The sequence below is a fragment of the Pseudomonas sp. LBUM1661 genome (genome assembly GCF_059695925.1).
This window is the reverse complement of record NZ_CP166794.1, coordinates 227,222-251,076: the sequence shown is the minus strand read 5'-3', so window position 1 is coordinate 251,076 and position 23,855 is coordinate 227,222. Positions and strand designations below refer to the sequence as shown.

At 59.2% G+C, this 23,855-nt stretch carries 23 protein-coding genes; 14 read left to right on the top strand and 9 right to left on the bottom strand.

The window, feature by feature from the left end:
• Positions 1 to 105 precede the first annotated feature (105 nt).
• A complete protein-coding gene (locus ACA057_RS01195; protein WP_497345322.1) occupies positions 106 to 2,040 on the bottom strand; it encodes a RecQ family ATP-dependent DNA helicase in 1,935 nt (644 codons plus the stop codon).
• Positions 2,041 to 2,586: 546 nt separating this feature from the next.
• Between ACA057_RS01195 and ACA057_RS01190 the strand changes: the two genes are divergently transcribed.
• Both ACA057_RS01190 and ACA057_RS01185 read left to right on the top strand, forming a co-directional pair.
• A complete protein-coding gene (locus ACA057_RS01190) occupies positions 2,587 to 2,880 on the top strand; it encodes a hypothetical protein (protein ID WP_497345320.1) in 294 nt (97 codons plus the stop codon).
• Positions 2,881 to 3,314: 434 nt separating this feature from the next.
• Entirely contained in the window at positions 3,315 to 3,611 is a 297-nt protein-coding gene (locus ACA057_RS01185; RefSeq protein ID WP_497345318.1) for a hypothetical protein, read from the top strand.
• 63 nt (positions 3,612 to 3,674) lie between these two features.
• Here ACA057_RS01185 and ACA057_RS01180 read toward each other — a convergent pair whose 3' ends face one another.
• From ACA057_RS01180 to ACA057_RS01170, 3 genes are read right to left on the bottom strand one after another with little or no spacing between them, the layout of a single operon-like run.
• Entirely contained in the window at positions 3,675 to 4,346 is a 672-nt protein-coding gene (locus ACA057_RS01180; protein ID WP_497345316.1) for a PP2C family protein-serine/threonine phosphatase, read from the bottom strand.
• Positions 4,343 to 5,044 (bottom strand): nucleotidyl transferase AbiEii/AbiGii toxin family protein, encoded by a 702-nt coding sequence (locus ACA057_RS01175; RefSeq protein WP_497345314.1) that lies wholly within the window; start codon positions 5,042 to 5,044, stop codon positions 4,343 to 4,345. Before ACA057_RS01175 ends, ACA057_RS01180 begins: the two co-directional genes overlap by 4 nt.
• Positions 5,041 to 5,868 (bottom strand): MarR family transcriptional regulator, encoded by an 828-nt coding sequence (locus ACA057_RS01170; RefSeq protein ID WP_497349770.1) that lies wholly within the window; start codon positions 5,866 to 5,868, stop codon positions 5,041 to 5,043. The genes ACA057_RS01175 and ACA057_RS01170 overlap by 4 nt, the downstream gene beginning before the upstream one ends.
• Before the next feature lie 177 nt (positions 5,869 to 6,045).
• On the opposite strand from ACA057_RS01170, the gene ACA057_RS01165 reads away from it, so the two are divergent.
• Both ACA057_RS01165 and ACA057_RS01160 read left to right on the top strand, forming a co-directional pair.
• Positions 6,046 to 6,399, top strand: a complete 354-nt coding sequence (locus ACA057_RS01165) for a DUF1493 family protein (protein ID WP_497345312.1) — start codon at positions 6,046 to 6,048, stop codon at positions 6,397 to 6,399.
• Positions 6,400 to 6,442: 43 nt separating this feature from the next.
• A complete protein-coding gene (locus ACA057_RS01160; RefSeq protein WP_497349768.1) occupies positions 6,443 to 7,297 on the top strand; it encodes an EamA family transporter in 855 nt (284 codons plus the stop codon).
• 61 nt (positions 7,298 to 7,358) lie between these two features.
• On the opposite strand, the gene ACA057_RS01155 is transcribed toward ACA057_RS01160, so the two are convergent.
• Both ACA057_RS01155 and hslO read right to left on the bottom strand, forming a co-directional pair.
• Complete coding sequence (locus ACA057_RS01155; protein WP_059404060.1) at positions 7,359 to 8,900, bottom strand: phosphoenolpyruvate carboxykinase; 1,542 nt, start codon at positions 8,898 to 8,900, stop codon at positions 7,359 to 7,361.
• A 182-nt stretch (positions 8,901 to 9,082) separates the two neighbouring features.
• Positions 9,083 to 9,985, bottom strand: coding sequence for an Hsp33 family molecular chaperone HslO (gene hslO / locus ACA057_RS01150; RefSeq protein WP_497345310.1), 903 nt, complete (start codon positions 9,983 to 9,985; stop codon positions 9,083 to 9,085).
• Between the two features lie 101 nt (positions 9,986 to 10,086).
• Between hslO and ACA057_RS01145 the strand changes: the two genes are divergently transcribed.
• Entirely contained in the window at positions 10,087 to 10,887 is an 801-nt protein-coding gene (locus ACA057_RS01145) for a phosphatase PAP2 family protein (protein WP_497349766.1), read from the top strand.
• A gap of 132 nt (positions 10,888 to 11,019) precedes the next feature.
• Here ACA057_RS01145 and ACA057_RS01140 read toward each other — a convergent pair whose 3' ends face one another.
• Complete coding sequence (locus ACA057_RS01140; RefSeq protein ID WP_497345308.1) at positions 11,020 to 11,427, bottom strand: RNA-binding S4 domain-containing protein; 408 nt, start codon at positions 11,425 to 11,427, stop codon at positions 11,020 to 11,022.
• A gap of 116 nt (positions 11,428 to 11,543) precedes the next feature.
• Here ACA057_RS01140 and rimA point away from each other — a divergent pair, with 116 nt between their 5' ends.
• The 3 genes from rimA to rimK are packed head-to-tail and all read left to right on the top strand — an operon-like array spanning position 11,544 to position 13,720.
• The gene (rimA, locus tag ACA057_RS01135; RefSeq protein WP_497345306.1) at positions 11,544 to 12,323 is read left to right on the top strand and encodes a S6 modification regulatory phosphodiesterase RimA; all 780 of its coding nucleotides are present in this window, start codon (positions 11,544 to 11,546) and stop codon (positions 12,321 to 12,323) included.
• Between the two features lie 15 nt (positions 12,324 to 12,338).
• Complete coding sequence (gene rimB / locus ACA057_RS01130; RefSeq protein ID WP_059404065.1) at positions 12,339 to 12,818, top strand: retropepsin-like aspartic endopeptidase RimB; 480 nt, start codon at positions 12,339 to 12,341, stop codon at positions 12,816 to 12,818.
• Positions 12,815 to 13,720 (top strand): 30S ribosomal protein S6--L-glutamate ligase, encoded by a 906-nt coding sequence (gene rimK, locus ACA057_RS01125; protein ID WP_497345304.1) that lies wholly within the window; start codon positions 12,815 to 12,817, stop codon positions 13,718 to 13,720. The genes rimB and rimK overlap by 4 nt, the downstream gene beginning before the upstream one ends.
• A 155-nt stretch (positions 13,721 to 13,875) precedes the next feature.
• Here the strand turns inward: rimK and ACA057_RS01120 are convergent, their stop codons facing one another.
• Both ACA057_RS01120 and ompR read right to left on the bottom strand, forming a co-directional pair.
• Positions 13,876 to 15,189 carry an ATP-binding protein gene (locus ACA057_RS01120; protein ID WP_497345303.1) on the bottom strand — a complete coding sequence of 438 codons (1,314 nt, stop codon included), beginning with the start codon at positions 15,187 to 15,189 and terminating at the stop codon, positions 13,876 to 13,878.
• A gap of 103 nt (positions 15,190 to 15,292) precedes the next feature.
• A complete protein-coding gene (gene ompR / locus ACA057_RS01115) occupies positions 15,293 to 16,033 on the bottom strand; it encodes an osmolarity response regulator transcription factor OmpR (RefSeq protein WP_059404068.1) in 741 nt (246 codons plus the stop codon).
• Positions 16,034 to 16,394: 361 nt separating this feature from the next.
• Here ompR and ACA057_RS01110 point away from each other — a divergent pair, with 361 nt between their 5' ends.
• From ACA057_RS01110 to tauC, 6 genes are all read left to right on the top strand, one after another.
• Positions 16,395 to 18,719: a Tex family protein gene (locus tag ACA057_RS01110; protein ID WP_497345301.1), complete on the top strand. Its 2,325-nt coding sequence runs from the start codon at positions 16,395 to 16,397 to the stop codon at positions 18,717 to 18,719.
• The gene (locus ACA057_RS01105) at positions 18,719 to 19,102 is read left to right on the top strand and encodes a PaaI family thioesterase (RefSeq protein WP_008149280.1); all 384 of its coding nucleotides are present in this window, start codon (positions 18,719 to 18,721) and stop codon (positions 19,100 to 19,102) included. The genes ACA057_RS01110 and ACA057_RS01105 overlap by 1 nt, the downstream gene beginning before the upstream one ends.
• 271 nt (positions 19,103 to 19,373) lie before the next feature.
• A complete protein-coding gene (gene gshA, locus ACA057_RS01100) occupies positions 19,374 to 20,957 on the top strand; it encodes a glutamate--cysteine ligase (RefSeq protein ID WP_497345299.1) in 1,584 nt (527 codons plus the stop codon).
• Positions 20,958 to 21,205: 248 nt separating this feature from the next.
• Positions 21,206 to 22,183 carry a taurine ABC transporter substrate-binding protein gene (gene tauA / locus ACA057_RS01095; protein WP_497345297.1) on the top strand — a complete coding sequence of 326 codons (978 nt, stop codon included), beginning with the start codon at positions 21,206 to 21,208 and terminating at the stop codon, positions 22,181 to 22,183.
• A 15-nt stretch (positions 22,184 to 22,198) separates the two neighbouring features.
• On the top strand, positions 22,199 to 22,993 hold the full coding sequence (tauB, locus tag ACA057_RS01090; RefSeq protein ID WP_497345295.1) for a taurine ABC transporter ATP-binding subunit: 795 nt from the start codon (positions 22,199 to 22,201) through the stop codon (positions 22,991 to 22,993).
• A complete protein-coding gene (gene tauC, locus ACA057_RS01085; RefSeq protein WP_497345293.1) occupies positions 22,990 to 23,823 on the top strand; it encodes a taurine ABC transporter permease TauC in 834 nt (277 codons plus the stop codon). The genes tauB and tauC overlap by 4 nt, the downstream gene beginning before the upstream one ends.
• Positions 23,824 to 23,855 lie beyond the last annotated feature (32 nt).

The following is a 23,855-nucleotide window of genomic DNA, read 5'->3' as shown; positions in this document are numbered from 1 at the left end:
ATCCCTGTGGGAGCGAGCCTGCTCGCGAAAGAAGTCGATCAGCCGACATCCCTGTTGAATGACACGCCGCCATCGCGAGCAGGCTCGCTCCCACAGGGCACCCTTTCAGCCTGAGAGAGGGTCTTCAGCCCATGCTCGGACTTCACCGTATGGATACCCCTCCAACGCCGCAAACCCCGGAATCAACCGCGCCTTGAGCTTGGTGAACAACGGCACACTGATCCCGCACAAGAAACGCGTCACGCGCTCAGTCGAAGGAACACTGCCAGTGTGCTGTTCGTGCCTGTGGATAAAGTCACCGCACAACGCCTCAAAGTTTTTATCCACAAGCGCCGGCAATTCCGGTGGCGCGGGCAGTCGCGCCACATCCCCGTGACACACCGAACAATGCCCGCATTGCTGCGGCGCGTTCTCATCGCCGAAGTACGCGGCCAGGCGATAACCCAGGCACTGCTCGGTGGCGAACAGATCAAGCATGGCGTGTATCCGCGCGATCTCGGTTTGCTCGTGGCGGGTGAAGTAGGCGTGAAGTTCTTCGCTCAGGACTTTGGCATCAAAGTCGGTTTGCAGCAGGCTGTAGACCTCGGTCATCAGCTTGCTTTCAAGTTCGACCCAACCCTTCTCCTGAAAGTAATCCAGCGCCTTGACCACCCGATCACGCTCGGCTTGATGCTGCTCGTACAGCGCGTCAAAGTTCACCGTGGCCCAGGTCCGCGCGCGGCTGGACGTCTGGATGATGGCCGCGACGAAGTCCTTTCGCTCGCCTTCGAAACGGGCCAGCAAGGCTTCGGGCTCCTGCAAATATTTGAAGCGGTACTCGGCGTAATAGGCGTAACGCGGCGCGATGATCCCGCGCAGTTCCAGTTGCACCAGCAAGGTCTTGAGCGGTAACAGGCGGATGTTGCTCTGGTCCGCCAGCGGCCCCAGTAGAAACTCCCACTGCCCGTCGGGCGCGGCGGCTTGCAACTCGTCGAGCACGCAACGAATGCCGTCCAGTTCCGGCGTGTCGCCGTAGACGAAGTTTTCCAGCACGTTGAGGCTGTCGCGGTTGGCCAGTACCAGGCAGTCGGACGGCTGCCCGTCACGCCCGGCGCGACCGATTTCCTGGCTGTAGTTTTCGATGGATTTTGGCAGGTCGAAATGCACCACGTTGCGGATGTCACTTTTGTCGATGCCCATGCCGAAGGCGATGGTGGCAACGATGCAATTGGACTGCCCGCCCATGAAGCGCTTCTGAATTGCTTCGCGTTGTTCGTGGGGCAACCCGGCGTGATAGGCCTCGGCCTGAATGCCGTTTCGGCCCAGGTGTTCGGCAATGTGCTCGGCGGTTTTCTGCAGGGTGACGTAGACGATGCTTGGCTGATTGGGGCGCTGACTCATCCATTCGACAAGGCGTCGGCGCTTGTCCTGACCGCGTACCGGTTCCACTAGCAGATTGAGGTTCGGTCGATAGAAACCGGTGGTTACCACGTCCTCAGGAGCGATGGCGAACTTGGCCTCCATGTCGGCGATCACCTTTGGCGTCGCGGTAGCGGTCAGCAGCAAGGCCTGCGGAATGTTGAACTGGCGCTGATAGTCGGGGAGCTTGAGGTAGTCGGGGCGGAAGTTATGGCCCCACTCAGAGATGCAGTGCGCTTCATCCACCACCAGCAGCGAGATCGGCACCTGCTGCAAGAAATTACGGAAGCGCTCGTTCTTCAGGCGCTCCACGGAAATCATCAGAATCTTCAACTCGCCCGACTTTGCACGAGCCATCACGTCGCTGGCGTCATCGCGGCTCTGGGCCGAATCGATGCTGCCCGCCGAGATACCGTGGCGCTGCAAGAACAGCAACTGATCCTGCATCAACGCCAACAACGGCGAGACTACCAGGGTCAGGTGCGGCAGCAACAGGGCCGACAGTTGATAGCAAAGGGACTTGCCCGAGCCGGTGGGGAAAATAGCCGCCGCCGAGCGCCCGGCCAACACCGCGCTGACCGCCGCTTCCTGGCCGGGTCGAAACTGTGAAAAACCAAAAACCTGTTCCAGGGTGTTGTGCATAAGCTGTCACTCCGTTGACCGCTGCGAAGCCCAAAGCCTAGCTGGCGATCGCAGCGAGTCGAGAAAAGGTCGGGGGCAAAACGATACGGGATGATACAGCGGATGGCTCGACGGGATTGCAGGGCTTGAGGAATTGGGCGGCTGGCAGATCGCCTTCGCGAGCAGGCTCGCTCCCACATTGAACTGCGCGGAACGCAGATTTTTTGTACGGCCGAGAACCACTGTGGGAGCGAGCCTGCTCGCGAAGAGGCCAGCACAATCACCGCAAACTGAGAAATGCCCTACAAATTCTGACGCGCCCCGTCCCGAGAAATACCGCAAAGCGCCCGACAACCCCGTAGGCCTTTTCACCAACAGCCATTCCCCAGCAAAAAACCTCCACCAACGCGTAGGCCCATTCCCAAAATGACGGTAAACCCCCTACAAACCCTGTCCATCACCGCCGTCTTGTCGCACAACAACGCACCCTTCTATAGTTTCCGGCGCGGCTGAAACAGTGTGTCGGCCTGCCGGCGAGACTGCCGATCCCCCAAAGGACTGACCTCGATGAACAACCCCGATCCATCAAACGAACGCTATCGCCCACTCAAATCCCGCTACAGCGAAACCCCGGTGCTGGTCATCGACACCGAAGCCGATCCCTTCGAGATCCTCGACGCCGCCCGCCAACGCATCCGCGCCGCCAGCGATCTGCTCGAAACGCTGTATTGCCTGTGCTTCAAACAGTCCGACGCAAGCGACATCCCCAACATCGTCAGCGCGCTGTACCTGCTGACCCAGGACGGCAACGAACTGCTCGAAATCGCCCGGCAACGCCTACCAAAACCCACCGCGATTTAAAGCCGAACCACAATCCCTGTAGGAGCGAGGCTTGCCCGCGAAGAACGATAACGCGGTCCCCCTGAGGGCATTCAAACCACAGAGTTTTTACAGTGGATAAATCCGTCAGCAACGCCCTATCAAAGCTTCGGCACGGTCCTACAAGAGAAGACTCCTTGTCGACTATCGCTGCCCAGCAACGAACATTTACTGTCTCTGCATCGCTGCAAATTCAGCGATCAGGTTTGGTCACCTGAGAACAACGCACACATGTGTGCCATCATTCGCGCCGCGGACATCTATGTCCCCGTAGTGCATTGCTATGGCGGCTGTGTGCGGGACGCCTTCGGGCGAGCCGATTTGTTGTTTTCGGTTGACCAAGCCTGCGCACAGTCCGCCTCCCATCGTTTGGTCACGGTGCGGGCGGTTACTAAACAACAAACCGAGTAATTCATATGCCAACGCTGAATCCATTTCCAAACCGCTACCGCCCACTCAAAACCAACCTCACCGATTCCCCGCCCCTGATCATCGACACAGAAGCCGCCCCCCAAGACATCCTCGAGGCCGCTCTCCAGCGCATCCGAGCCTCAAGCGAACTACTCCGAACCTTGCACTGCCAAAGCTTCCTCGACGGTGACATCGAAGACATCCCCCACATCACCCACGCGCTCTACCTGCTGACCCAAGACGGCTGCGACCTGCTCAAAGTCGCCCAGCAACGCCTAATGGGCTGGAAAGCCCCAGTCTGACATCGCGTACTCACAGGCAAGTCAAACTCTTATAGAGATGGCTTGCCTGTCATGAACCACCGCCTACAAATGAACGTCGATCCAAGTAACGTCATCGTCAACATCGGTGATTGAAAACTCAGGCGTTCTTAAGGCATCCGCCTGGCGATCCTCACTCATGTCGGCCCAGAAGCCGTCAGTCGCAAACACCAGTCGCTCACCTGTCTGCGCAGCTCTAATCACAAACTCCGGATCAGGCGCTCTAGCCGCCTTGAAGCTTCGCGTAATCCGGTTGCGGGCAGGATCGCAAGCAAGCTCTCGGTGCGTACGATTGCGTTTCCAGTTAGCGACGCAATGGGGCGTAGTGATCCAGCTGACCCTGCCTTCGGCATCAACCACCCCACAACCGCAGTCACCTTCATAAGCGATCGTCAACGCACCCTTTGCAACAACAGCCACCAGATAGCTTGTTGATCCAGATCGCTCGGAAAATAGTGGGGCGTGCAGATCAGTGAGCACCGACCGAATCAACTGTGTAGCCAAGTCGTGTGTATGGTCACCAGTACCCTGCTCGACTTTCGACAAATACGCGTCCATTAGCCCTTGGACTAACGCTTGGGCCAGCAGGCCGCTACCGGGCTTGGACGTGCCATCGACAATAACGAACAAGCCTCTGATCCCATCAAACAACGCGCCAGCGTAATCGCGATTTTCTTCCCTGGCCTGTCCTTTCACGGATCTGGTCGCGTAGATCATCCTAATTGGCTCAACTCTTTCATGCGTTGAAAAATGAGCTTGCCGCGGTCCGGGTTGGCTCTTACAGAGCTTGAGCTTTGAATCGCATAGTCAATGCCATTCAGTTGGGTCAGGTCCCCAACGCCACTGGCAATAAATTGCACTAATTCAGCATCAGCACTCAAAACCTCTTCCAATAACTCTGGCCGACCATCGATCAATATGACGATATCCTCCACGTCCTTGTGATACGGATCTCCTTCACCACGGCCACTAAAGGCTTCAAGTTTGGTAGCAAGGAAATAGGGCGGCTGGAAAATCTTGATTTCAGTTCCGCCGGGTAATGCGAACTTCACTGCGTGAGCAAGCCCTTCTACGAACCAGCGGTTGGCATAACCAAGCACAGCCGCATCTGACGGCATCACATCAACGATGATGTCGTTGAACCGGAATCGGCAATTGACCTCATCCTCTCCTGTGATCTTGAAGCCCTTCGCAGACAAGCGTTGCGTCAACCTCTCCCACGCGGGAATACCCGCAAGCTCGATCACCAAATCAACATCATCGGTGAAACGGATGTCGTCGAGTACAGCTTCATCGGTGACCAGCATCGCGGTTGTACACCCACCGACGAAGGCCACCTCCGATAAAAACTCATCCCCCAATCCCTGCGCAACGAACTCAATCATCTCGTAGTTGTGGTCAGCATTAGCACTCATAAACCCATACCTGCCTTCAGCAAATTAATAGCCACTTTGCTCTCCCTTGGCCCCCCAACCCTTACCGCATCAGCAAGCGCCAGATAGTGATAAAGAGTCCGATCCTTCTTGACGGCATCAGGAACGGACTTGTACAGAGGTTCAATGGCTTGACCTCTCTCACTGCCAATAGGGTCAGGCCAGACAGGAATAAGATCACCTGCGCTTTTAAGATGCTTGGACAACGCTGGCGCGGCAAAGCCTGTAGGGATGCCACGGACAATCGCGCCCAATTTCACAGGGAAAAAGTATTTGAGCGCATGCTCTGAAATCCCCAAAAGCGCACGACGATTGACCTTCGGCAGGGAGGTTTCAAAATCGTTGGTCAGAAGCCCAGCTTCGCGGCAACGAGCAATCGAGTTTGATACCTCACTCTTGCTTAGCCCCAGTGAGGATGAAAGCGCTCTAAGTGAGTAGCACTCGGCCCAACTGGTGATAGGAGTTTCTGGTTCAGGATCATCCCACCCTTCCCAACCTGCTAACGACTGCTTGCCCCATTCATCCGTATTCGAACCGAACAATCCCCAATCCGGGTATTGCTCTTGCTGTCCTATTGATGCTCCGGGAGAAGTAACTTCGAATTTTGGATCAGCGAAGGTTCCGTGCCCTATTCCAGAAACATTCAAAGAGAAAGCTGCCTCAGGTGTCGGCGAACCACCGATGATTGGCGGCGAAGCCGCACCCACCATTTGGAAGCCTTCTTCCTGAGCATGGAGACTGGTCATCTTGAACAGTAGAAAAATATCTTGACTCTTCATGAACGCCCTCGCTCCAAGTGTCCACATTCCATAAAACGTGGACACTTGTCGCATGCACAAACTTTTATTGTCAAGGGCTTTTAGATCGCGTGATCTTCTACAAGAAATCGCCAACCAAATAGCGGAAGCTCATTCGAATGCCGTAATGCTCAACCTCATGCAATCATCCATATCCCAACCGCACATATCCTGCAGACTTGCATCATGAACCTCGCCCCTAACTTCCCCGACGACCACACCATGCATCTGCTCATGCAGCTGCTGCACGAAGAACTCGGCCTGCCCGAACGCAAAACCATCAGCCTCAGCACCTCGATCAACTTCGACCTGGGCTGCGACGGTGCCGATGCGCGAAGCCTGATGGAAGCGCTGGAAGAACAGTTCGCCATCGACTTCATCGACTACGACGCCTATCGCTACTTCCAACCAGAAGGCTACGATGTGTTCCTCAAACGAAGGGCCAAAGGACGTGGCGATAAAATGCCGCTGACTATCGGAATGCTCTACCAGGCCATCAAGGCCCAACGCTGGGACACTCAGACGCTGGAAGGCCTCTAACGTCCGCAGCGAACACCTATAAGGACATAGCGTGGACGTACTGATGGGTTTACTCGCTGCCTTGCTGTGGGGCGGTACGGATTTTCTGGTGGGTTTGAATGCCCGTGCGGTGGGCGTCAAACGAGCCGTGTATTTCGGTCAGGCACTCGGTTTCATCATCATGAGCCTGCTGCTGATAGCCTTCCCCATTTTCATTCTCAGGTCCATGGCCGCTCCGCTCGAAACGTGGTTGATCGGCACCGTCGCGGCCGTGTTGACTGTGTCGGGCGCCTTGGCCCTGTCGAAAGCCTTTGCCCTCGGCAAAGCCTCCATCGTTGCGCCGCTGGTGACCTCTTATGGCGTGGTGACCACGCTGTTGTCCTGGGCGGGCGGTGAACAGATCAGTCTGATTCAATTGCTGTGCATCGCCGTCTGCGTGATCGGCGTCGTTCTTTCCAGCATTCACTCCGCCCCGAACATCCCACACACCACCCAGGCCAGTCGTTCCATTGCTTACGCGCTGCTGGCGGCGGTGTTCTATGGCACCAGCTTCTGGCTGCAGGGCCACTTCGTCCTGCCGGTGCTTGGACCGGTGACGATGCTTTGGCTGGCCTATCTTGTTGGGCTGGTGGTGTTGGTTGTGATGGTGTTGAAGATCAAAGACGGTTTGAAAATTCCGCCGCTGAAAAACTGCATGACGCTGACGGGCGCCAGCCTGATGAACCTTGGCGGGTTCTCATCATTCGCTTGGGGCGCGGTGGCGGGATCGGTTTCGGTGGTGACGGTGATCAGCACGCTATCTGGAGGAATCGCCGCGATTCTGGGGTATGTGTTTTTCAAGGAGCGGCTGGGGAAGATACAAGTGCTGGGTGTCGTTTTGGTGTTGCTCGGCGCGTTCGTTTTACACCTGAAAACGTAAACCAGACGCCCAAAAAAAAGCCGCCCCAAAGGGCGGCTTTTTCATTACATCAAACCAACACTTACAACTTAGGCCCAGCAGCCTTGATCGCGTCGCTCACTTCGAACTTCTTGAAGTTCTCGACAAACAACCCGGCCAGTGCTTTAGCCGCTTCATCGTAAGCAGCCTTGTCAGCCCAGGTGTTACGTGGGTTCAACAGGCCGGTTTCAACGCCCGGTACGGCCAATGGCACGTCGAGGTTGATGGTGTCGAGGTGTTCGGTTTCAGCACCGATCAACGCGCCGCTCTGGATCGCTGCGATGACGCCGCGAGTGGTCGGGATGTTGAAGCGTTTGCCGACGCCGTAGCCGCCGCCGGTCCAGCCGGTGTTGACCAGGTAGACCTTGGAGCCGAAGCCGCGGATGCGCTTGATCAGCAGTTCGGCGTATTCGCCAGCCGGACGCGGGAAGAACGGTGCGCCGAAGCAGGTGGAGAAGGTCGACTTGATGCCGCTGCCGGAACCCATTTCGGTCGAGCCCACCAGTGCGGTGTAGCCGGACAGGAAGTGGTAGGCCGCTTGTTCTTCGCTGAGGATCGACACTGGCGGCAGGACGCCGGTCAGGTCGCAGGTCAGGAAGATCACAGCGTTTGGCTCGCCACCGAGGTTCTTCTCGGAACGCTTGGCAACGTGTTCCAGCGGGTAGGCGGCACGGCTGTTCTGGGTCAGGCTGACATCGGTGTAGTCGGCGTGCTTGGCGTCGTCGATGACGACGTTTTCCAGGACGGCGCCGTGCTTGATGGCTTTCCAGATGACGGGTTCGTTCTTCTCGGACAGGTCGATGCACTTGGCATAGCAACCGCCTTCGATGTTGAACACCACGCCCTCGCCCCAGCCGTGTTCGTCGTCACCGATCAGGTAACGGCTTTCGTCAGCCGACAGGGTGGTTTTACCGGTGCCCGACAGACCGAAGAACAGGGTCACGTCGCCTGCTTCACCGATGTTGGCGGCGCAGTGCATGGGCAGCACGTCAGCGGCCGGCAGCAGGTAGTTCTGCACGGAGAACATGGCTTTCTTCATTTCGCCGGCGTAACGCATGCCAGCGATCAGCACTTTTTTCTGTGCGAAGTTGAGGATCACGCAACCGTCGGAGTTGGTGCCGTCACGCTCTGGCACGCACTCGAAGTTGGCAACGTTGAGGACTTGCCACTCGTCACGGCCAGCCGGGTTGTACTGAGCCGGGTTGATGAACAGGCAACGGCCAAACAGGTTCTGCCAGGCAGTCTGGGTGGTCATCTTCACGGGCAGGTAGTGGTCGGCGGACGCACCTACATGGACGTGGGAAACGAAGTGCTCTTGCGCGTTGTTGAACGCTTCAACGCGGTCCCACAGGGCATCGAACTTGTCGGCCGGGAACTTGCGGTTGATCGGGCCCCAGGCGATGGAAGCCGAAGTGGACGGCTCGTCAACGATGAAACGATCGACTGGCGAGCGGCCAGTGCGGTGACCGGTGCGAACAGTCAGCGCGCCGGTATCGGCAAGCTCGCCCTCACCGCGACTCAGAGCTTCTTTTACCAGATCATCAACACTCAGATCGGTGTACACGGCGTTATTGGCTTGCGTCATGAGATTCCCCGTCGGCCAGTGGCCGAGTGTGCTCCAAACGTTTTGTAGTAGAAAGTCGTGCACTACTACCGCGACAAAAAGTGGGCCGGATTATGCCAGAAACGCCCAAAAATAGTAGGGCCCTCCCGTCGTAACGGCGTTATTCCGGCGCTAAGCAGTGAATTTACCTGCGCTGAACCGTTTTAGTGACGGGTATCTGACGGTGTATCAACACCCGCTCCAGCGAATAATTGAACGATATCGGCAGCGTCAAACAGGTAGCGCTGGTTGCAAAACTGGCAGTCGATTTCGATGTTTCCACCGTGCTCGATGACCAAATTCTGCGCATCTTCAAGTCCCAAACTGACCAGCGCATTGGCAGAACGTTCGCGCGAGCAGCTGCAACGGAAACGCAATTTCTGCACATCGAACAGGCGAACCTGCTCCTCATGGTAAAGCCTGTGAAGCACGGTTTCATTGTCCAGGCTCAGCAATTCGTCCGCGGTCAGGGTGCTGGCCAGCGCCGTGACGTGCTGCCAACTGGCGGCGCGTTCTTCCTCGTCTTTCAGACGGTCGGCGGGCAATTGCTGCAGCAACAGGCCACGGGCGCGACGACCATCGGCGTACAACCAGAAGCGCGTGCCGACCTGCTGGGACATGACGAAGTAGTTAGTGAAGCACTCCGACAGCGTTTCGCCATCGAGGTCGACGATGCCTTGATAACGCTGGCCTTGAGTCGGGTCTACAGTGAGTGCCAGTACACCGTTCGGCATCAGGTCGGCGAGGGTCGCGTCCGGGGCGATCTGGTCAGCCTCGTAACGGGCCAGGCCACGGATTTCGCGCTCGCTGGAGCACTCGATCATCAACAACGGCACCGGGCCGTCGGAACGGGCCTGGAGAATCAGCAGACCATCGAACTTCAAGGTGCCGACCAGCAACGACGCGGCGGCCATCAGTTCGCCGAGCAGTTGTTTGACCGGCTCTGGATAGGCGTGCTTGGCAAGGACTTCAGCGTAGCTACGCTCCAACGAAACCAGCTCGCCGCGGGTGTCGCTGTCATCGAAGATGAAGCGTTGGGTGTAGTCGGTATCCGTTAGATCGGTCATAGATTTGGGTATCTGAAGTAATGTCAAAAAAGGGTACTAATGTTAAAAATTGTCTTGCAGTTCCATCCTGGTGCGCAAGGTTCAGCCATGGGAGGCATTTTATGAACAATCCGGATTTGTTCCAAGCAAGGTGGAACCTGCGCCGGTTGGCTTTGTGCAATGTTGTGCCGCTGATGCTGCTGGCCTTCTGGTTATGGCCTACCGGTCAAATGGTGTGTGCGATTTTCGACGAGTGGTTTTTCCACCAACTCAACGCACCCCTGGCGACGGACCCGATATGGCTGCACTTCTGGGCAATTGCAAGTCTGCGCCCCTTCGATGCGGTGGTTGGGGTGATTTTGCTGACACTTTTGATCAAGGGCGACTGGGTGTTCGAGGCCGCTGAAGTGCGACAGGCGTTTTTCGGCTTTCTCTCGATTCTGCTGATGCTGCTGTTTATCCGCCTGCTGTTTTCCCAGTTCGCCGTCTACATGGACTGGCAGCACAGCAGTCCGTCGATGACGCTCGATAGCGCCGTCCGGATGAGCCACTACTTGCCAGGGTTCGAGAAGGCTTGGGAATTGAAGGATCGATCGAGCCAGAGCTTCCCGGGCGACCATGCTTCGGTGTTACTGGTCTGGGCGATGTTCATGACCGTGTTCAGCCGTACTTCCTGGCAGGCCATTGTGATCTGGGGCCTGGCGCTGCTGTTCATGATGCCGCGCCTGGTGGCGGGCGCAAACTGGGCGCAGGACGATTACATTGGCGGCGTGCTGCTGGCGGTGTGGGCGTTGGGTTGGGGTTATTACACGCCTTTTGCCTATTATGTTTCGGGATTTTTCATGCGGGTGACGGCGCCGCTGTTTGATTGGCTGGGGAGATTGCCGGTGGTTTCGCGGATGAGTGTGGTGCGTAGTGACTGATCATCGGGGGATGGCCGGCGAGTGCTGCGCACTCGATCGCGAGCAAGCCCGCTCCCACAGTTGACCGCGATTCAATGTGGGAGCGGGCTTGCTCGCGAAGGCGGTTTAACAGACGACACAGAAACAACGGCCCTACTCGTCGTTGCTGCTCCCACGAAACTTAAACAAATCTCGCCGCTGCTTCTTGCTCGGCTTGCCTTCGGTGCTCACCCCCAGCGAACCCGCCTTGCGCATGGCCGCTGCCGCTTCGCGCTTGGCGATGCTGGCGTCGGTTTCGGCGTATAGCGTCTGCGCTTCCGGCGCGCCACGACGCACAATCGATAGCGCCTGAACCACCACCGTGCGTTCCTCGAAGCCCATGCGAATCTGAAACTCGTCGCCGATCCTCGGTTCCTTGCCTGGCTTGCAACGCTCGCCCCGGCAATGCACCTTGCCACTCTCGATTGCCGCCTTGGCCAAGGCACGTGTTTTGTAAAACCGCGCAGCCCACAACCACTTATCGAGACGGACCTTGTCGTCCTCTTCCTGTTTTTGTGCCACTGCAATTCCTCTTTTAGCCCATAGTCGGAACTGTACTACCGTTTCTGTCGGGCGCAAGAACCCGGCCCTCCAGATAAACTGTGATCGTGGCCGGCTCCCCGGCATGGAGTGATCGAGTGACTATATTTCCGTCTGAACTGACCTCGCCTCAAAGCGGTTGCAAGGGCTGTCAGCAAAGCGAGCCGCTGGGCTTCGATTTTGCCTTCGCCTACCAACCGATCGTCGATTTGCGCGACCAGTCGATTTTCGCTCACGAAGCGCTGGTGCGTGGTCTGGCCGGCGAAGGTGCGCTGACCGTGCTCGATCAGATCACCGAGGCCAACCGTTACCGCTTCGACCAGCTCTGCCGGACCCGAGCCATTGAAGGTGCGGCGAACTTAAATATGCAGACACACTTGTCGATCAACTTCATGCCCAACGCCGTGTACCGCCCGGAGCTGTGTATTCGCAGCACCCTGGAGGCTGCGAAAAAGCACAACTTCCCGATCGACCGGCTGATTTTCGAAACCCTGGAAAGCCAGCATGTAGATAACTATCGCCATTTGACTAATATTCTGCGTGAATACCGCGAATTCGGCTTCATGACCGCCATCGATGATTTCGGGGCGGGCTACTCGGGGCTCAATCTGCTCGCTGATTTCCAACCGGACCTGATCAAACTCGACATGGCACTGATCCGCGATGTCGATCACGATCGCGCTCGTCAGGCTATCGTTCGAGGGGTTGTCACAATGTGTGCGGAGTTGAACGTTACAGTCATTGCCGAAGGCATCGAAAGCGCCGGAGAACGGGATTTCCTGGCGGACTGTGGAATTTTTCTGATGCAGGGCTACTGGTTCGCCAAACCTGCATTCAAAGCGTTGCCCCAGGTAGCACCTGGGGCCTGGACGCGTTAATCGCGGTTTTTCCTATTGAAGACATTTGACCATTTGACCGTTGTCGGTCTGCGCGAGTGGGTGGCGCTCCCGGATTTGGGAGTCGCGGGCCTGCGGGCAAAAATCGACACCGGCGCCAGCACCTCCAGCCTGCATGCCACCGACATCGAGACGTTCGAGCGCGACGGTGAGCAGTGGGTGCGCTTTACTGCTCACCTGGGCACGGTGGTGCAATTGCGCCACCGACGCTGCGAAGCACCGCTGGTGACGCGCAAAACCATTAAAAGCTCCAACGGCCACGCGCAGATGCGCTACGTGGTCAGCACCACCCTGGCCCTCGGTGATCGGGTCTGGCGGGTCGAGTTCACCCTCGCCTGCCGCAAGTCCATGCGTTATCGCCTGTTACTCGGTTCCAAAGCCCTGATCGACGGCCAGCTGGTGGTCAATCCGGGCATTAAATACATACAAGACAAGCCGGTGTTCCCGGTATCTACCTCCTCCACAGGTGTTGCATGAAGATCGCTGTGCTGTCGCGGAACCCGCGTCTGTATTCCACTCGTCGTCTGGTTGAAGCCGGTACCGAGCGTGGCCATGAAATGGTGGTGATCGACACCCTGCGCGCCTACATGAACATCGCCAGTCACAAACCGCAGATCCACTACCGCGGCAAACCGCTGGAAGGTTTTGATGCAGTGATCCCGCGGATCGGTGCGTCGGTGACGTTTTATGGCTGCGCGGTGTTGCGTCAGTTCGAAATGATGGGGGTGTTTCCGCTCAATGAATCGGTGGCCATCGCCCGTTCGCGGGACAAATTGCGCTCGTTGCAATTGCTCTCGCGTCGTGGGATCGGTTTGCCGGTCACCGGTTTTGCCCACTCCCCGGACGACATTCCCGATTTGATCGACATGGTCAACGGCGCGCCGCTGGTGATCAAGGTGCTGGAAGGCACCCAGGGCATTGGCGTGGTGCTGTGTGAAACGGCGACGGCGGCGGAGTCGGTGATCGAGGCGTTCATGGGCCTCAAGCAAAACATCATGGTGCAGGAATACATCAAGGAAGCCGGCGGTGCGGACATTCGCTGCTTCGTGGTCGGCGACAAGGTGATTGCGGCGATGAAGCGCCAGGCCAAGCCTGGGGAGTTTCGCTCCAACCTGCATCGGGGCGGCAGTGCCAGCCTGATCAAGATCACCCCGGAAGAACGTATGACCGCGTTGCGTGCAGCGAAGGTCATGGGGTTGGCGGTGGCCGGCGTGGATATCCTGCGTTCCAATCATGGTCCGCTGGTGATGGAAGTGAACTCGTCGCCGGGGCTGGAAGGGATCGAAACCACCACCAGCAAGAACGTGGCGGGGATCATCATTGAGCATCTTGAGAAAAATGGTGGGCCGAATATGACTCGGACCAAGGGCAAGGGTTGAACCCTGAGATTGATGGCGGCTGGAAGGCCGCCTTCGCGGGCAAGCCCGCTCCCACAGGGTTATTGGTTGGCCGCAAAATTCTGGTCAACACATAACCACTGTGGGAGCGGGCTTGCCCGCGAAGGGGCCATCAGCCCCACCGAAAATGCCAGCGCTTAAACCGCGTCCCGCGGCAACATCAACCCCAACGGCAACCGCACCCGCGCCTCCAGTCCACCACCGGAGCGGTTACGCAGTTCAACATTGCCGCCATGCATCGAAGCAATCCGCTTGACGATCGCCAAGCCCAACCCGGTGCCCTTGCCACCCCGTGCCCGATCGCCACGGGTGAACGGGTTGAAGATCGCCTCCAGCTCCGACGGATCAATCCCCGCCCCACGGTCCATCACACTCAGCACCACGTACGGCGCGCTGGTGTCCCCGGACACATAAGCCGCCACCTCGACACCGCTGCCAGCATGGTTCAAGGCGTTCCCGATCAGGTTGTTCAATAACCGTTTCATCGACACCCGACGCAACGGAAAGGGCTGGATCGGCTCCAGGCGCAGGCGCACCTTCTCTTCGTTCTGGTTGTACGGCGCGGCGACTTCACGCACCAGATCGATCAGGTCGACCTCTTCAACCGACTCATCACGGCCATCGCGGATGAACGCCAGGAACTGATCGAGAATCGCGTCCATGTCCTCAATGTCGCGGACCATGTCGTCGGTCAGGTCGTTGTGGTCGCCCATCAGCTCCAGAGACAGGCGCAAACGGGTCAACGGCGTGCGCAAGTCATGGGACACCCCGGCCAGCATCAGCTCACGCTCGCGGCCGGCCTGTTCGACGTCTTCGGCCATCTGGTTGAAGGCCCGGTACACCTCGGTCATCTCACTCGGCGTGTCGCTGATCGGCAGGCGCACGCTGCGGCCCTGACCCAATTGCCTGGCGGCATAGACCAGGCGCTTCAACGGTTGATTGAGCTGACTGACGAAGATCCACGCCGACGCGGTGGACAGTAAACCGATGGCGAGGAACCAACCGAGCACGTTCCAGATTTTCTGACCGCGCAACGGGTGTGGATACAGCGGCACTTTCAACCAGCCATCGCCCAGGCTTGGCGCCCGGACCCACAGCGCGGGTGGCGAGTGCATGCGTAATCGGACTTCGGTATCGGCGCCCAGCTCCGCCTGCATCTGCCGCTGGTAGATCTCGCTGTAAGGCCAGTGTTGTTCGCCTTCCGGCACGCCAGCGCCCACGACCCGGATCAGCGTGGCCGCTTCGGCGATCTTGTCGCGATTGTTTTCATCGGCCGCCCAATAGGCGCGCAGCGTCAGGGCCACGCCGTGGCTGTATTGGCGGTCCACCAGCACGTCTTCGTTCATCAGCAGATAAACCAGGGTCAGTGCCTTGGAGAACAGGACGACGATCAGCACCAGCCACAGGGTGCGGGAGAAGAAACTCTGGGGGAACCAAACGGGGGTTTTCATGGATAACCGCTACACACTTGCAGGAGCGAGCGATGCTCGCATATTGCGGATCGCGAGTCTGCGGACAACTTCATCCGCATGACCCGCTCCTACAAATCGCCGATCACTTGGTGGCGGCGCCATCCGGAACGAACACGTAACCCACGCCCCAAACGGTCTGGATGTAACGCGGCTTGGACGGATCGGGTTCGATCATCCGGCGCAGACGGGAAATCTGCACGTCGATGGAACGCTCCAGGGCATCCCACTCGCGGCCACGGGCCAGGTTCATCAGCTTGTCGCGAGTCAGTGGCTGACGCGCGTTCATCACCAGGGCCTTGAGCACCGCAAACTCACCGGTGGTGAGCATGTGCACTTCGTCGCCGCGCTTGAGTTCGCGGGTAGCCAGGGACAGTTCGTAGTCACCGAAGGTCACGCTTTCGTCTTCGCTGCCCGGTGCGCCCGGCACTGGCGCCGACTGGCGACGCAGGACCGCTTTGACGCGAGCCATCAGCTCGTCAGGGTTGAACGGCTTGGCCAGGTAATCGTCGGCGCCCAGTTCCAGGCCCTTGATACGGCTGAGCTCGTCACCCTTGGCGGTGAGCATGATGATCGGAATCTGGTTGTTCGCTGTGCGCAGGCGGCGGCAAGCGGTCAGACCGTCTTCGCCGGGCAGCATCAGGTCGAGGACGACCAGGTTGAACACTTCACGCGCCAGCAGGCGGTCCATTTGTTCAGTGTTCGGTACGGCGCGGGCACGGTAGCCCTTGCTGACGAAAAAACGTTCCAGCAGGCTGCTGAGCCCCGGATCGTCGTCAACAATAAGAATTTTTTCGCCTTCAGCAGTGTTTGCAGTGCTGCTCATTGGAAGCTCCTTTGATCTCGGCGCGCATTATGGCGTAGCTGCCGTTATACGCACCGTGTGCATTGTTAGCAGATTTTTCCTTGATCGCCAGGAAACCGGTGATTGTGCCTACAGCCTGCGATGCCCCCGAAAGACTGAACGCTGGTTATAATGCGCGGCCTTTTGTGTCAGGCAACGTCTGATCATTACGCCGGGCAGCCGCTTTTTATTTTCATGGCGCCGGCAGTAATTGTTCGATTTCACGGGTCAACGGGATGCCTGTTGATCCAGGTAGCGGCGCAGGCCAGGCCGCTCAACCAGACTCGTCGAGGCCTTATCCCTGCGCCTGCGAGCCTGCTTTCACAATTTGTCAGGTGGTTTTATGGACAGCATCAACAGCCGCATCGCCGAGGAACTCGGTGTACGCCCACAACAGGTCGAAGCGGCCGTCGCGCTACTCGATGAAGGCTCCACGGTGCCCTTCATCGCCCGTTACCGGAAAGAAGTGACCGGCAGCCTCGATGACATCCAGTTGCGTCATCTGGAAGAGCGTCTGCGCTACCTGCGAGAACTCGACGAACGGCGCATCAGCATCCTGGCCAGCATCCAGGAACAAGGCAAGCTGACCCCGCAATTGGAGCGGGACATCAAGCTCGCCGACACCAAGACCCGCCTCGAAGACTTGTACCTGCCGTACAAGCAGAAGCGCCGCACCAAGGGCCAGATTGCCCTGGAAGCCGGCCTCGGCGACCTGGCCGACGGCCTGTTCAACGACCCGAGCCTGACGCCGGACGTCGAAGCCGCGCGCTTCGTCGATGCCGAAAAAGGCGTGGCCGACGTGAAGGCCGCCCTCGAAGGCGCCAAGTACATCCTCATGGAGCGCTTCGCCGAAGACGCCGGCCTGCTGGACAAGCTGCGCAGCTACCTCAAGCAGGAAGCCATCCTCAGTGCCCGCGTCATCGCCGGCAAGGAAGAGGAAGGCGCCAAGTTCCGTGACTATTTCGAACACGATGAACCGCTGAAAAGCATGCCGTCGCACCGCGCGCTGGCGATTTTCCGTGGCCGCAACGAAGGCATTCTCAGCTCCGCGCTGAAAGTCGGCGACGAGCTGCCGGGCACCATGCACCCATGCGAAGGCATGATCGGCCAGCAATTCGGCATCCAGAACCAGAACCGCGCCGCCGACAAATGGCTGGGCGAAGTGGTGCGCTGGACCTGGAAGGTCAAGCTCTACACCCACCTCGAAACCGACCTGCTGGGCGAGCTGCGCGATGGCGCGGAAACCGAAGCGATCAACGTCTTCGCCCACAACCTGCACGATTTGCTGCTGTCGGCACCGGCCGGCCCACGCGCCACCCTGGGCCTCGACCCGGGCCTGCGTACCGGTTGCAAGGTCGCCGTGGTCGACTCCACCGGCAAGCTGCTGGATCACGCCACGGTGTACCCGCACGTGCCGCACAACAAGTGGGACCAGACCATCGCGATCCTTGCCGCTCTGTGCGCCAAGCACGCGGTGGACCTGATCGCCATCGGCAACGGCACCGCCAGCCGTGAAACCGACAAGCTGGCCGCTGAGCTGATCAAAAAATACCCAGCGATGAAGATGACCAAAGTCATGGTCTCCGAGGCCGGCGCATCGGTTTACTCGGCGTCGGAACTGGCTTCCAAGGAATTCCCGGACCTCGACGTGTCGATCCGTGGCGCGGTGTCCATCGCCCGTCGCCTGCAAGATCCACTGGCTGAGCTGGTGAAGATCGATCCGAAATCCATCGGTGTCGGCCAGTACCAGCACGACGTATCGCAGCTGAAACTGGCGCGCGGTCTGGACGCGGTGGTTGAAGACTGCGTAAACGCCGTGGGCGTGGACGTGAACACGGCTTCCGTGGCGCTGCTGGCCCGCATCTCCGGCCTCAACGCGACCCTGGCACAGAACATCGTCAGCCACCGCGACGAGCACGGCGCGTTCAAAACCCGCGCGGCGTTGAAGAAAGTTGCGCGTCTGGGCGAGAAAACCTTCGAACAGGCCGCCGGTTTCCTGCGTGTCATGAACGGCGACAACCCACTGGATTCTTCGGCAGTTCACCCGGAAGCCTATCCGCTGGTGCAGCGCATTGCCGCTGAAACCGACCGCGATATCCGCTCGCTGATCGGCGACGCGAGCTTCCTCAAGCGCCTCGATCCGAAGAAGTACACCGACGAAACGTTCGGTCTGCCGACGGTCACCGACATTCTGCAAGAACTGGAAAAACCCGGCCGCGACCCGCGTCCCGAGTTCAAGACCGCCGAGTTCCAGGAAGGCGTCGAAGACCTCAAGGACCTGCAACTGGGGATGATCCTCGAAGGCGTGGTGACCAACGTGACCAACTTCGGCGCGTTCGTCGACATCGGCGTGCATCAGGACGGTTTGGTGCACATCTCTGCGCTTTCGGAGAAGTTCATCAAGGACCCGCGTGAAGCGGTGAAGGCCGGTGACGTGGTGAAAGTGAAGGTCATGGAAGTCGACATCCCGCGCAAACGCGTTGGCCTGTCGATGCGCATGAGCGACACCCCGGGCGAGAAAATCGACGGTGCCCGTGGTGCGCGTCCGGGTTCGGCCTCGCGCCAGTCCCAAAACAGCGCACCGCGCAAGGAAACCACGGCGGCGGCCCCGGCCAACAACGCCATGGCTTCGCTGTTCGCCAACGCCAAGCAGTTGAAGAAACGCTGATGGATATTCCTGCCGGGCTGACCGAAAGCGCGTTTTTCAAGCTGCTGGGGTGCCGCTTGCACAGCCTGGAGACCGGGGTGGCGCAAGTCGCCCTCGGGCTCGCGCCAGAGCTGCGCAATCGCGGCGGCAAGCTGCACGGCGGGGCCTTGTTCAGTCTGGTGGACATTGCCATGGGGCTGGCCTGTTCCAGCACCCACGGCTTTGACCAGCAGAGTGCGACCATCGAATGCAAGATCAACTACATTCGCGCCGTCGCCGACGGTGAGGTGATGTGCACGGCGCGGGTGATCCACCCGGGCCGCCGCACGCTGGTGGTCGAAGCGGATGTGATGCAGGGCGACAAACTCGTCGCAAAAGCACAAGGCACGTTCGCTGTCCTGTAGCTACCTACCCTCGACTTGAGTTAATTTCAGCGCAGAGCAACCTGTGGGAGCGGGCTTGCCCGCGATGGCGGTGTGTCAGACGGCATAAATGGTGACTGACACTCCCTCATCGCGGGCAAGCCCGCTCCCACAGGGATCGTGCAGTTCTTGAAAATCGGCATATGGCCTGTCAGGCTCAAAAACCAGGCGAAAACGCCAGTTTTAACTTCACCCTTGTAGACCGTCTTGCCCACCCCCATATTGGGGCGACTGACGCGTGAAGGAATCCAACTTGAGCGAACTTCTCAACCGCCGCCTGGCTCTGCTCGGCGAGCGCGCTAACCTCTCTCTGCTCGAACAGTGCCTTCACGGCATCGAACGTGAATGCCTGCGCGTGACCGGCGAAGGTCGCCTGGCGCAAACGCCGCACCCGGAAGAATTGGGTTCCGCGCTGACGAACGAACAAATCACCACCGACTATTCCGAGTCGCTGCTGGAGTTCATCACGCCCGCCCTGCCCGACCCGGCGGATACGCTGGCGAGCCTGGACAGGATTCACCGTTTTGCCTACAGCAAGCTCGGCAACGAGTTTCTGTGGAGTCCATCGATGCCCTGCCCGTTGCCGGCCGAGGAAGACATCCCGATCGCCTATTACGGCACGTCCAACATCGGTCAGCTCAAGTACGTCTATCGCAAGGGCCTGGCCCTGCGCTACGGCAAGACCATGCAGTGCATCGCCGGGATTCACTACAACTTTTCCCTGCCGGAAAAGCTCTGGCCGCTGCTTAAAGAGGCTGAAGGCTTTGTCGGCACCGACCGCGACTATCAGTCGTCGGCCTACATCGCGCTGATCCGTAATTTCCGCCGCTACAGCTGGCTGCTGATGTACCTCTTCGGTGCGTCGCCAGCGCTGGATGCCGGCTTCCTGCGCGGTCGCTCCCATCAACTGGAGCAACTGGACCCCGACACTTTGTACCTGCCGTACGCCACCAGCCTGCGCATGAGCGATCTGGGTTACCAGAGCAATGCCCAAGCCGGTTTGACGCCGTGCTACAACGACCTGGCCAGCTACACCGACAGCCTGCGCAAGGCAGTCGCCACGCCGTATGCGCCGTATGTCGAAATCGGTACGCACCAGGACGGTGAGTGGGTCCAACTCAACACCAACATCCTGCAGATCGAAAACGAGTACTACTCCAACATCCGTCCGAAACGCGTGACCTACACCGGCGAGCGGCCGATCCAGGCGCTGGTCGCCCGTGGCATTCAGTACGTCGAAGTGCGTTGCCTGGACATCAACCCGTTCCTGCCGATGGGTATCGACCTCACCGAGTCGCGATTCCTCGACGCGTTCCTGCTGTACTGCGCGCTGAACGACAGCCCGCTGCTGACCAACACCTTTTGTGGCAACGCGACCTCGAACTTCCTCAGCGTGGTCAAGGAAGGTCGTCGTCCTGGCTTGCAACTGCAGCGTGACGGTCATCCGGTGGACTTGAAGGAATGGGCCAGCGAGCTGCTGGAAAAAATTGCGCCGTTGGCAGCGATGCTCGATGAGAGCCATGACGGCGATGCCCACAGCAAGGCACTGGATGCGCAACTGGCCAAGGTCAAGGATTCGTCCCTGACGCCTTCGGCCCAGGTGCTGGCGGCAATGGCCGAGCACAAGGACAGCTTCAGCCAGTTCTCCCTGCGTCAAAGCCGGGCGCATGCGGAGTATTTCCGCAGCGAGCCGCTTTCAAACGAAGATCAGGCGAAGTTTGAAGAGCGGGCGCGTTCGTCGCTGGCTGAACAGGTTGAGCTTGAGCAGAACGAAGTCGGCGATTTCGATGTGTTTGTCGGGTCGTATCAGGCGAGCATTCTGGCGATCAGCAACTGATCCTGAAAGTTCCTGCGGACCTTATCGCTAGCAGGGCTAACTCCCACAGTGGATATTCAGTGTTGGCACAATTGTGTGAACACCCTTGACCTCTGTGGGAGCTAGCCTGCTAGCGATCGACCGCGAAGCGGGCGTCCTTAGAATTTTCCGCTCATAAGCTCATTCGAAAAAGTTATTTATTTTCGGTTTCTTAGATCATTTAGTCTCCTTTCACGCCGACACTCGGTCGCCTGACAAGGAGCTTCCCAATGAAACTGAATTTCCCTCTTCGCCTGCTGGCGGCCGCGTCTCTGGCGGCGGCGAGTTTCTTTGCCCAGGCCGCCGACGTTACGGTCGCCTACCAAACCACCGTTGACCCGGCGAAAGTCGCCCAGGCCGACGGCGCGTACGAAAAAGCCACCAACGCCAAGATCGACTGGCGCAAATTCGATAACGGTGCCGACATCATCGCCGCCATCGCCTCCGGTGACGTGCAGATCGGCTACCTCGGTTCCAGCCCCCTGACCGCTGCAATCACCCGTAAAGTCCCGGTTGAAACCTTCCTCATCGCCACCCAGATCGGCGCCGCCGAAGCCCTGGTCGCTCGCGACGGTTCCGGGATCAAGACGCCGCAGGACCTGATCGGCAAGAAAATCGCCGTGCCATTCGTTTCCACCGGCCACTACAGCCTGCTGGCCGCGCTGAAGCACTGGAACATCGACCCCTCGAAAGTCACCGTCCTCAACCTCGCCCCGCCCGCCATCATCGCGGCGTGGAAACGCGGTGACATCGACGCCACTTACGTGTGGGACCCAGCGCTGGGCGTGGCCAAGGAAAACGGCAAAGTGCTGATCACCTCCGGCGAACTGGCCAAGTTCGGCGCGCCAACCTTCGATGCCTGGATCGTGCGTAAAGACTTCGCCGAGAAGCACCCGGAAATCGTCACCGCGTTCGCCAAAGTGACCCTGGATGCCTACGCCGATTACCGCAAAGACCCGAAAGCCTGGCTCGCCGACCAAAGCAACGTCGACAAACTGGTGAAGCTGTCCGGTGCCAAGGCCAGCGACATTCCGCTGCTGCTGCAAGGCAACGTTTACCCACTGGCGGCTGATCAAGTGATCACCCTCGGCGCGCCGACCACCAAGGCCATCACCGACACCGCCGCGTTCTTGAAAGAACAAGGCAAGGTCGACGCCGTGCTGCCGGACTACGCCCCGTATGTCAGCGCCAAATACATCACCCACTGATCGGAGTTAATTGCGATGGCTTTGCTACAGCTGGAGCGCATCAGCGCACAGTACCCAGGCAGCCCGGAACCGGTACTGGCGGATATTTCCTTGAGCCTTGGTCCCCAGCAATTGCTGGTGGCCCTCGGCCCGTCCGGCAGTGGCAAGACTTCGCTGTTGAACCTGATTGCCGGTTTCGTCGAGCCCAGCGCCGGGCGCATCACCCTTGACGGCGTGCCGGTCAAAGGCCCGAGCGCCGAGCGCGGCGTGGTGTTCCAGGACGATGCGCTGCTGCCTTGGCAAGACGTGCTGGCCAACGTCGGATTCGGCCTGGAACTGGCCGGTGTTTCCCGGGAAAAACGCGAAATCCGCGCTCAGGAAATGCTCGCTTTGGTGGACCTTTCCGGTTTCGAAAACCGTCGCATCTGGCAGCTCTCGGGCGGCCAGAAGCAACGCGTTGGCCTGGCCCGTGCGCTTGCCGCCGACCCTCGGGTTTTGCTCATGGACGAACCCTTCGGCGCCCTCGATGCTTTCACCCGCGAACAAATGCAGGAGTTGCTGCTGCAAGTCTGGCAGCGCACCGCCAAACCGGTATTCCTGATTACCCACGACATCGAAGAAGCGGTGTTCCTCGCCACTGACCTGATTCTGTTGGCACCGAACCCTGGGCAGATCGTCGAGCGCCTGAGCCTGGACTTCGGTCAGCGTTACGCCGCCGGCGAGTCGGCACGGGCGATCAAATCCGACCCGCGCTTTATCGAAACCCGCGAACACGTGCTCGCCAAAGTGTTCTCCCAACGCAGCGCCGCCACGCGGCAGGAGCGCGCATGAGCAGCTATGAAATTCCAGCCGTGACGGTGAAAGCGGGCTCAACGGTGATCGCGGTGCGCCGCAGCCTCAGTACTCGCTGGATCAGCGTGCTGACGCTGGTCGCGCTTGTTGCCATTTGGTGGGCTGTCACCGCTACGGGGATGATCGAACCGCTGTTCCTGCCGCCACCGTCCGCCGTGTTGCAGAAAGGCTGGCTGCTGGTGACCACTGGCTACATGGACTCGACCTTGTGGCAGCACTTGGGCGCGAGTCTCAGCCGAATCGGCCTGGGCCTCGGTTTCGCAGTGCTGACCGCCGTGCCGGTTGGCATCGCCATCGGCCATAACCGCATCGCCCGTGGCATTCTCGACCCGCTGATCGAATTCTACCGGCCAATTCCACCGCTGGCTTATCTGCCGCTGATCGTGATCTGGTGCGGCATCGGTGAGTTGTCGAAAGTCTTGCTGATCTATCTGGCGATTTTCGCCCCGATCGCCATCGCCACCGCCACCGGCGTACGCACCGTCGACCCGGCCAAATTGCGTGCGGCGCAGTCGTTGGGCGCGACACGGGCGCAGTTGATTCGCCATGTGATTCTGCCGAGCGCGTTGCCGGATATTTTGACGGGCGTACGGATTGGTTTGGGTGTGGGTTGGTCGACGCTGGTCGCTGCCGAGCTGATCGCCGCCACCAGCGGCTTGGGCTTCATGGTGCAGTCGGCCGCGCAGTTCCTGGTCACCGATGTGGTGGTGCTGGGGATTCTGGTGATTGCGCTGATCGCCTTCGCCATGGAAATGGGCTTGCGCGCCCTGCAACGCAAACTGGTGCCGTGGCACGGCCAGGCTCACTAAAGACTTGTCATTGACCATGCCGACAGCTCGGC

What these genes read in the sequence shown, in the direction of transcription:
- ACA057_RS01105 (WP_008149280.1), top strand. Translation starts at nt 18,719, where the DNA reads ATGGATATTCCTGCCGGGCTGACCGAAAGCGCGTTTTTCAAGCTGCTG.
- ACA057_RS01120 (WP_497345303.1), bottom strand. Translation starts at nt 15,189, where the DNA reads ATGAAAACCCCCGTTTGGTTCCCCCAGAGTTTCTTCTCCCGCACCCTG.
- ACA057_RS01155 (WP_059404060.1), bottom strand. Translation starts at nt 8,900, where the DNA reads ATGACGCAAGCCAATAACGCCGTGTACACCGATCTGAGTGTTGATGAT.
- ACA057_RS01165 (WP_497345312.1), top strand. Translation starts at nt 6,046, where the DNA reads ATGAACCTCGCCCCTAACTTCCCCGACGACCACACCATGCATCTGCTC.
- ompR (WP_059404068.1), bottom strand. Translation starts at nt 16,033, where the DNA reads ATGAGCAGCACTGCAAACACTGCTGAAGGCGAAAAAATTCTTATTGTT.
- ACA057_RS01190 (WP_497345320.1), top strand. Translation starts at nt 2,587, where the DNA reads ATGAACAACCCCGATCCATCAAACGAACGCTATCGCCCACTCAAATCC.
- tauA (WP_497345297.1), top strand. Translation starts at nt 21,206, where the DNA reads ATGAAACTGAATTTCCCTCTTCGCCTGCTGGCGGCCGCGTCTCTGGCG.
- ACA057_RS01110 (WP_497345301.1), top strand. Translation starts at nt 16,395, where the DNA reads ATGGACAGCATCAACAGCCGCATCGCCGAGGAACTCGGTGTACGCCCA.
- ACA057_RS01170 (WP_497349770.1), bottom strand. Translation starts at nt 5,868, where the DNA reads ATGTGGACACTTGGAGCGAGGGCGTTCATGAAGAGTCAAGATATTTTT.
- ACA057_RS01180 (WP_497345316.1), bottom strand. Translation starts at nt 4,346, where the DNA reads ATGATCTACGCGACCAGATCCGTGAAAGGACAGGCCAGGGAAGAAAAT.
- ACA057_RS01185 (WP_497345318.1), top strand. Translation starts at nt 3,315, where the DNA reads ATGCCAACGCTGAATCCATTTCCAAACCGCTACCGCCCACTCAAAACC.
- tauB (WP_497345295.1), top strand. Translation starts at nt 22,199, where the DNA reads ATGGCTTTGCTACAGCTGGAGCGCATCAGCGCACAGTACCCAGGCAGC.
- rimK (WP_497345304.1), top strand. Translation starts at nt 12,815, where the DNA reads ATGAAGATCGCTGTGCTGTCGCGGAACCCGCGTCTGTATTCCACTCGT.
- ACA057_RS01195 (WP_497345322.1), bottom strand. Translation starts at nt 2,040, where the DNA reads ATGCACAACACCCTGGAACAGGTTTTTGGTTTTTCACAGTTTCGACCC.
- hslO (WP_497345310.1), bottom strand. Translation starts at nt 9,985, where the DNA reads ATGACCGATCTAACGGATACCGACTACACCCAACGCTTCATCTTCGAT.
- ACA057_RS01145 (WP_497349766.1), top strand. Translation starts at nt 10,087, where the DNA reads ATGAACAATCCGGATTTGTTCCAAGCAAGGTGGAACCTGCGCCGGTTG.
- ACA057_RS01160 (WP_497349768.1), top strand. Translation starts at nt 6,443, where the DNA reads ATGGGTTTACTCGCTGCCTTGCTGTGGGGCGGTACGGATTTTCTGGTG.
- tauC (WP_497345293.1), top strand. Translation starts at nt 22,990, where the DNA reads ATGAGCAGCTATGAAATTCCAGCCGTGACGGTGAAAGCGGGCTCAACG.
- ACA057_RS01175 (WP_497345314.1), bottom strand. Translation starts at nt 5,044, where the DNA reads ATGAGTGCTAATGCTGACCACAACTACGAGATGATTGAGTTCGTTGCG.